Below are 6,894 nucleotides of genomic sequence, written 5' to 3' on the forward strand. Positions count from 1 at the left end.
TACTTTTGAAACCAATGGAGGTTCTTTGTATGTTATCTTTTAATCAAAATAGAAGTTACAGTTTAGAGCAATCTTTAAAAGAAGGTTATGCACAAATGGCTGATTTAAATCTCTCCCTAGCAACCGAAGCTTTTCCAATTGAATGTGAAGCGTGCGATTGCAATGAAACATATTTAACTTCTAACGCTAAGAATGAATGATTAGAAGAGGAGATGTTTATCTAGCAGATTTATCACCTGTTCAAGGGTCCGAACAAGGGGGAGTAAGACCCGTCGTTATTATTCAAAATGACACAGGTAATAAATATAGTCCAACAGTAATTGTTGCAGCAATTACTGGAAGGATTAACAAAGCTAAGATACCCACACATGTAGAAATAGAAAAGAAGAAGTATAAACTTGATAAAGATTCTGTAATCTTACTTGAACAAATTCGAACGTTAGATAAAAATCGTTTGAAAGAAAAGCTCACATATTTGTCAGATAACAAAATGAAAGAAGTAGATTACGCCCTAGACATCAGTCTAGGATTACATAATTTTAATCATCCAAAGACTTAAATTATTGTATGTATTTAACAAATACAAATAAAATAATGAAATAAAAGACAATAACTTTATAATAATTACAATTGCATGAATGTTTAACTAGTTAATTTATTTTAATTGTTGAACCATGCATTTTTAACATATTAAGAGTAATGATAGTTATTTCGAAGGACTATTTATTATAAAAGGATGTCTTAAGTTTAGTTATATGGCTTTAGGTATTCCACTCCTAAAGTCTTTTTTAGATAGTTAACAAAACTGTGTAATGCTATTAAAAAATAATTGTAGCGATTGGGAAACAAGTATTAATGTTGTAGTTAGGAGGCAAAAATCGTGGAAGAATTTAAAAAAGATTATAAAAAATTGATAGATGAAAGCTTAAGCACGAATAACAAAACACAATTAATAAAGAAGTGTGAAGAATTCACTAATGAAGTTATAAAAAAAGATATTTTGCCAGAAGATATTGTTGAAATACATAAAAATTATATTTCTTCATTAGACATAGCTGAACATGAGGCACTTAACACATTAGATGTTTTACAGGAAGTTGTTAAAGGATTTGGATATAGTTATAGAGATTATCAAAAATTAGTCAATAAACTACAATACCACGATAAAGAAATTGATTTAGCTTCTAGACTACAACAAACTATGTTAAAAACAGATATTCCTCAGTTTGATAGTATACAAATTGGCGTTATTTCAGTTGCTGCTCAAAAAGTAAGTGGAGATTATTTTAACTTAATTGATCATAATGATGGAACTATGAGTTTTGCCGTTGCAGATGTCATTGGGAAGGGAATTCCAGCTGCATTAGCTATGAGTAAGATTAAATTTGGTATGGATTCTTATGGACATTCACAATTACCAAGTGAAGGTTTAAAGCGACTTAACCGTGTTGTTGAAAAAAACGTAAATCAAAATATGTTCGTTACAATGTTCTATGGTTTATATGAAGAAATGAACCATTTATTATATTGTAGTTCAGCTGGACATGAACCTGGATACGTTTATCGTGCTGAAACTGAAGAATTTCAAGAAATAGAAGTAAGAGGACGCGTGTTAGGTATTAGTCAACAAACACGGTATAGCCAACAAGAAATTCCTATTTATATTGATGATTTAGTAATAATTCTTACGGATGGCGTAACTGAAGCTAGAAATAAAGAAGGCGAATTTATAAAAAAAGAGACATTATTGAATCTTATTAAAAAATACAAGCATATGCACCCACAGGACATAGTTCAAATTATTTATGAAGCTATTTTAAAAGTACAAAATCCTCATAAAAAAGATGATATGACCATATTGATTATAAAACGAGTGAATTAAACTTTAATTTATGATTAAGGAATTATGACAATGGGTATAATTATTCTTGAATAGTAAACTAGAAGAATCGAAATACAATTAGGAGTGTAATTAAATGAATCTTAATATTGAAACTGTCACACATGATACATATTATGAAGTTAAAGTTGGCGGAGAACTTGATGTTTATACAGTACCTGAACTAGAAGAGGTACTTGTGCCAATGAGACAAGAAGGTACACATGACATCCATGTAAATTTAGCAAATGTAAGCTATATGGACTCAACAGGTTTAGGTCTATTTGTAGGAACAATAAAAGCATTAAATCAAAACGATAAAGAGCTTTATATCTTAGGAGTATCTGACCGTATTGGAAGACTCTTTGATATTACTGGATTAAAAGATTTAATGCATGTTAATGAAGGAACGGAGGTAGAGTAACATGCAATCTAAACAAGATTATATTGAAATGCGGTTACCAGCTTCTGCCGAATATGTAAGTTTAATTAGATTAACACTGTCTGGTGTGTTTACCAGAGCAGGTGCATCATATGATGATATAGAAGATTCAAAAATTGCGGTTAGTGAAGCTGTAACTAATGCAGTAAAACATGCTTATAAACATAATCCTGAAACAGGCATGATTAATTTGTGCTTTGAAGTATTTGACGATAAAATTAAAATTGTTATTTCAGATCAAGGTGAAAGTTTTGATTATGAAACTACTAAGTCTAACTTAGGACCATACGATAATAACGAAAATGTAGATTTCTTACGTGAAGGCGGATTAGGTTTATTCTTAATTGAATCCCTTATGGATGAGGTTACTGTTTACAAAGAATCTGGTGTTACGATAAGTATGACTAAGTATATTAAAAAAGAGCAGGTGCGAAATAATGACGAAAGAGTCGAAATCAGTTAATGATGTATCACCTGAACAGATTAACCAATGGATTAAAGAACACCAAGAAGACCAAAGTAGTGGCGCTCAAGATAAATTAGTTCGTCATTACCGAAAACTAATTGAATCATTAGCTTATAAATACTCTAAAGGTCAATCACATCATGAAGATTTAGTTCAAGTGGGAATGGTTGGTTTAATAGGTGCTATAAATAGATTTGATTTGTCATTTGATCGAAAATTTGAAGCATTCCTAGTGCCAACAGTTATTGGTGAAATTAAAAGATATTTGAGAGACAAAACATGGAGTGTTCATGTTCCAAGACGTATAAAAGAAATTGGTCCTCGTATAAAGAAGGTTAGTGATGAACTTACAAATGAATTAGAACGCTCACCATCAATTAGTGAGATTGCTGAACGTTTAGAAGTTACTGATGAAGAAGTTCTTGAAGCTATGGAAATGGGCCAAAGTTATAATGCGCTAAGTGTAGATCATTCAATCGAAGCAGATAAAGATGGTTCAACAGTTACATTGTTGGATATTATGGGTCAACAAGATGATAATTATGACCTTACTGAAAAACGAATGATTCTAGAAAGAATTCTACCAATATTATCAGATAGAGAAAAAGAAATCATACAATGTACGTTTATCGAAGGTCTTAGTCAAAAAGAAACTGGTGAACGTATAGGTCTGAGCCAAATGCATGTATCAAGATTACAACGTACTGCAATCAAAAAGTTGCAAGAAGCAGCTAATCAGTAAATAATTAAATTTAAAATATTATAACAAAAATGAGGTTATTATTTTTTCAGTAAAATGTAGATACTAAATGAGTACTATATTTATGAAGAAGTAGTAATCTTATTTTAATTTAAACAAGGTTTTAAAAAGAATTTTATTAATGAAACCTATCTAAGCAATATGAAATTAACGGATTATGTTAAAATAAAAAAATAAATTAAAGAAAAAGTGTGGTAGAACAATGGACAATCATTTAATTAAATCAATCATCGAAAAGTACAATTTTTCTGAAAAACAAATTACATCAGTACTAAAATTATTAGAGGATAAAAATACTGTTCCTTTCATAGCAAGATACCGTAAAGAACAAACAGGTGGCTTGGATGAAGTTGAAATCAAACAAATTTCAGATGAATATCAATACATGGTTAACTTACAAAAGAGAAAAGAAGAAGTCATTCATAGTATCGAACAACAAGGCATGCTATCTGATGAACTGAAAAATGATATTCTAAAACAAACAAAATTGCAACGTGTAGAAGATTTATATAGACCATATAAACAAAAGAAAAAAACACGTGCTACTGAAGCTAAAAGAAAAGGATTGGAACCTTTTGCTACTTGGCTTTTACAACCTCAACTTGACGAAGCGGTTGAAGCTAAAGCTAAAATTTACATTAATGAAGAAGTTGAAAGTATTGACGAGGCAATTCAAGGGGCACAAGATATTATTGCTGAACAAATTTCTGACAACCCCAAATATCGTTCAAGAATCTTGAAAAATGTTTATCACCAAGGTCAAATAGTTACTACTAAGAAGAAAAAAGCTGAAGATGAAAAAGAAATTTTCGCTATGTACTATGATTATGCTGAACCTATTAAAAAAATGGCTAATCATAGGGTATTAGCAGTTAATAGAGGCGAGAAAGAAAAAGTATTAACTGTAAAAATTGAATTTGATACTACGCAAGTAGAAAAAGATATCGAAAAACAAGAAATTAAAAAAGAAACTGAAGCTACATATATTGTTAAAGATGCAATCAAAGATAGCTTAAAAAGGTTAATTATGCCTTCGATAGAAAGAGAAATAAGAGGCGATTTAACTGAAAAGGCTGAAAATAATGCCATTGATGTGTTTAGTGAAAATTTAAGAAATTTACTTTTACAACCACCTATGAAAGGTAAACAAATATTAGGTGTGGATCCAGCGTTTAGAACTGGTTGTAAATTAGCGGTGATTAACCCTTATGGTACTTTTGTAGCTAAAAATGTGATATACCCACACCCACCTGTAAATAAATTAGATAATGCTGAAAAAGTAATCGTTAAGATGATTAATGATTATAGTGTTCAACTTATTGCAATTGGAAATGGTACAGCTAGTAGAGAAACAGAACAATTTATAGCTAATGTTATACAAAAATATAAATTGAATGTTCAATTCATAATAGTAAATGAAGCGGGTGCATCAGTTTATTCTGCTTCTGAAATTGCAAGAGCTGAATTTCCTGATTTCCAAGTTGAAGAAAGAAGTGCAGTATCAATCGGAAGAAGGGTTCAAGATCCGTTAAGTGAACTTGTTAAAATTGACCCTAAATCAATTGGTGTAGGTCAGTATCAACACGATGTTAACCAAAAAGAACTAGAAAAAGCATTAACATTTGTAGTAGAAACAGCGGTTAACCAAGTAGGAGTGGATGTAAATACAGCATCTCGTTCATTATTACAATATGTATCTGGTCTGACTTCACAAATAGCACAAAATATTATTGAATATAGAGAAGAAAATGGAGCTATCAAGCACCATAAAGAGATTGCAAAAGTAAAAAGACTAGGCGCAAAAACTTTAGAACAAAGTATTGGATTTTTGAGAATAGTTGATGGTACAGAACCGTTAGATAATACATCTATTCACCCTGAAAGCTACAATGCAACATATGAGTTACTTAAACAAGTAAATCTAAAAGTTGAGGATTTAGGTAACGATACATTAAAAAATAAACTAGATTCGGTTAATGTAAAAGAATTGGCTGAAGAACTTAATATAGGTGAGCCAACACTCGAAGATATTATAAATTCTCTAAAAGCACCTAATAGAGATCCACGTGATGAATTTGAAACACCAATATTAAAATCCGATGTACTATCTATTGAAGACTTAAAAGAAGGTATGAAACTTAGTGGTACCGTTAGGAATGTTGTGGATTTTGGAGCATTTGTAGATATTGGAGTAAAACAGGATGGACTCGTTCACGTTTCAAAACTATCTAAAAGGTTTGTAAAAAATCCTATGGATATAGTTAGTGTTGGGGATATAGTTGAAGTTTGGATATTGAGCATTGATAAACAAAAGGATAAAGTTGCATTGACAATGATTAACCCAAATGAATAATCAAGAACTAAAAAACTTAGTGTGTGAAATATCCATTGAATATTTTAAAATTCCTTTTCAACATGATGCATACTTTAATAGTCGACTAAGAACTACTGGCGGCAGATATATGTTAAAATCTCATAACATTGAAGTTAATCCTAAGCAATATGAAAAATATGGAAAGAAAGCAATTATTGATATAATAAAACATGAATTATGCCATTATCATTTACATTTAACTGGAAAAGGTTATAAACATAGAGATAGTGACTTTAAAGTTTTGAGTTGTAAAGTAGGGGCACCAAGATTTTGTACACCTACAAAATCTTATAAAGAAAGAGCTAATTATATATATTCATGTAAAAATTGTTTTACAAAATATTTAAGAATTAGGAAAGTAGATGTAAATAAAATGAGATGTGGAAAATGTGGAGGAAAATTAAAACTATCTGATCACATTTCTAAATGAGTTACAAATATCTAAATGCAAATTAATAGTATCAAATATAACAAGGAGTACTATGGTTAATATATTGCTATAGTACTCTTTTTGAAATTTTAATAATTTTTATTATTGACATAGTCTTTACAATGATTTATTATAAATAACGTTGCGTTAACAAAACACATCACTTTATAAGTTAATTAAGATTATTAATTTAATATTAAAAAACTTGTTGACATAACATTTCAAATGTTTTACAATATATTATGCTATTAAAAAGTAGTTCGATATTTTAAAGCGTTTTGCCAGCGGTCGTGGCGGAATGGCAGACGCGCTAGGTTGAGGGCCTAGTGGGAGAAATCCCGTGGAGGTTCAAGTCCTCTCGGCCGCACCAAATAACTTAATTACATGCGGGTGTAGTTTAATGGCAAAACCTCAGCCTTCCAAGCTGATGTTGTGGGTTCGATTCCCATCACCCGCTCCAATATTTACAAAATGAACATTGAAAACTGAATGACAATATGTCAACGTTAATTCCAATAATGTAACGAAAGTTACAACAATTAA

8 protein-coding genes and 2 tRNA genes are annotated in these 6,894 nt (G+C 30.5%); all 10 read left to right on the top strand.

The features are described from left to right. The first annotated feature begins 29 nt into the window (after window positions 1-29). The 10 genes from mazE to Q4528_RS11195 all read left to right on the top strand — a co-directional run bounded on the left by mazE (window position 30) and on the right by Q4528_RS11195 (window position 6,811). Window positions 30-200, top strand: coding sequence for a type II toxin-antitoxin system antitoxin MazE (gene mazE / locus Q4528_RS11150; protein ID WP_002451626.1), 171 nt, complete (start codon window positions 30-32; stop codon window positions 198-200). After that, window positions 197-559: a type II toxin-antitoxin system PemK/MazF family toxin gene (locus tag Q4528_RS11155; RefSeq protein WP_029056198.1), complete on the top strand. Its 363-nt coding sequence runs from the start codon at window positions 197-199 to the stop codon at window positions 557-559. Before mazE ends, Q4528_RS11155 begins: the two co-directional genes overlap by 4 nt. A gap of 321 nt (window positions 560-880) precedes the next feature. Continuing rightward, window positions 881-1,882 carry a SpoIIE family protein phosphatase gene (locus Q4528_RS11160; RefSeq protein ID WP_303521574.1) on the top strand — a complete coding sequence of 334 codons (1,002 nt, stop codon included), beginning with the start codon at window positions 881-883 and terminating at the stop codon, window positions 1,880-1,882. A gap of 94 nt (window positions 1,883-1,976) precedes the next feature. Continuing rightward, the gene (locus Q4528_RS11165) at window positions 1,977-2,303 is read left to right on the top strand and encodes an anti-sigma factor antagonist (RefSeq protein WP_303521576.1); all 327 of its coding nucleotides are present in this window, start codon (window positions 1,977-1,979) and stop codon (window positions 2,301-2,303) included. A 1-nt stretch (window position 2,304) separates the two neighbouring features. Further along, entirely contained in the window at window positions 2,305-2,784 is a 480-nt protein-coding gene (gene rsbW / locus Q4528_RS11170; RefSeq protein WP_017637328.1) for an anti-sigma B factor RsbW, read from the top strand. Beyond that, window positions 2,759-3,529 carry an RNA polymerase sigma factor SigB gene (gene sigB / locus Q4528_RS11175; RefSeq protein WP_029056200.1) on the top strand — a complete coding sequence of 257 codons (771 nt, stop codon included), beginning with the start codon at window positions 2,759-2,761 and terminating at the stop codon, window positions 3,527-3,529. Before rsbW ends, sigB begins: the two co-directional genes overlap by 26 nt. A 220-nt stretch (window positions 3,530-3,749) precedes the next feature. Then, window positions 3,750-5,900, top strand: coding sequence for a Tex family protein (locus Q4528_RS11180; RefSeq protein ID WP_303521579.1), 2,151 nt, complete (start codon window positions 3,750-3,752; stop codon window positions 5,898-5,900). After that, window positions 5,893-6,351, top strand: coding sequence for a SprT family protein (locus Q4528_RS11185; RefSeq protein WP_046466917.1), 459 nt, complete (start codon window positions 5,893-5,895; stop codon window positions 6,349-6,351). The genes Q4528_RS11180 and Q4528_RS11185 overlap by 8 nt, the downstream gene beginning before the upstream one ends. A gap of 284 nt (window positions 6,352-6,635) precedes the next feature. Continuing rightward, window positions 6,636-6,721 (top strand) — tRNA-Leu (locus Q4528_RS11190). A gap of 16 nt (window positions 6,722-6,737) precedes the next feature. Next, window positions 6,738-6,811, top strand: a tRNA-Gly gene (locus Q4528_RS11195). Window positions 6,812-6,894 lie beyond the last annotated feature (83 nt).

This window comes from Staphylococcus pasteuri (genome assembly GCF_030547725.1).
Lineage (GTDB): Bacteria > Bacillota > Bacilli > Staphylococcales > Staphylococcaceae > Staphylococcus > Staphylococcus pasteuri.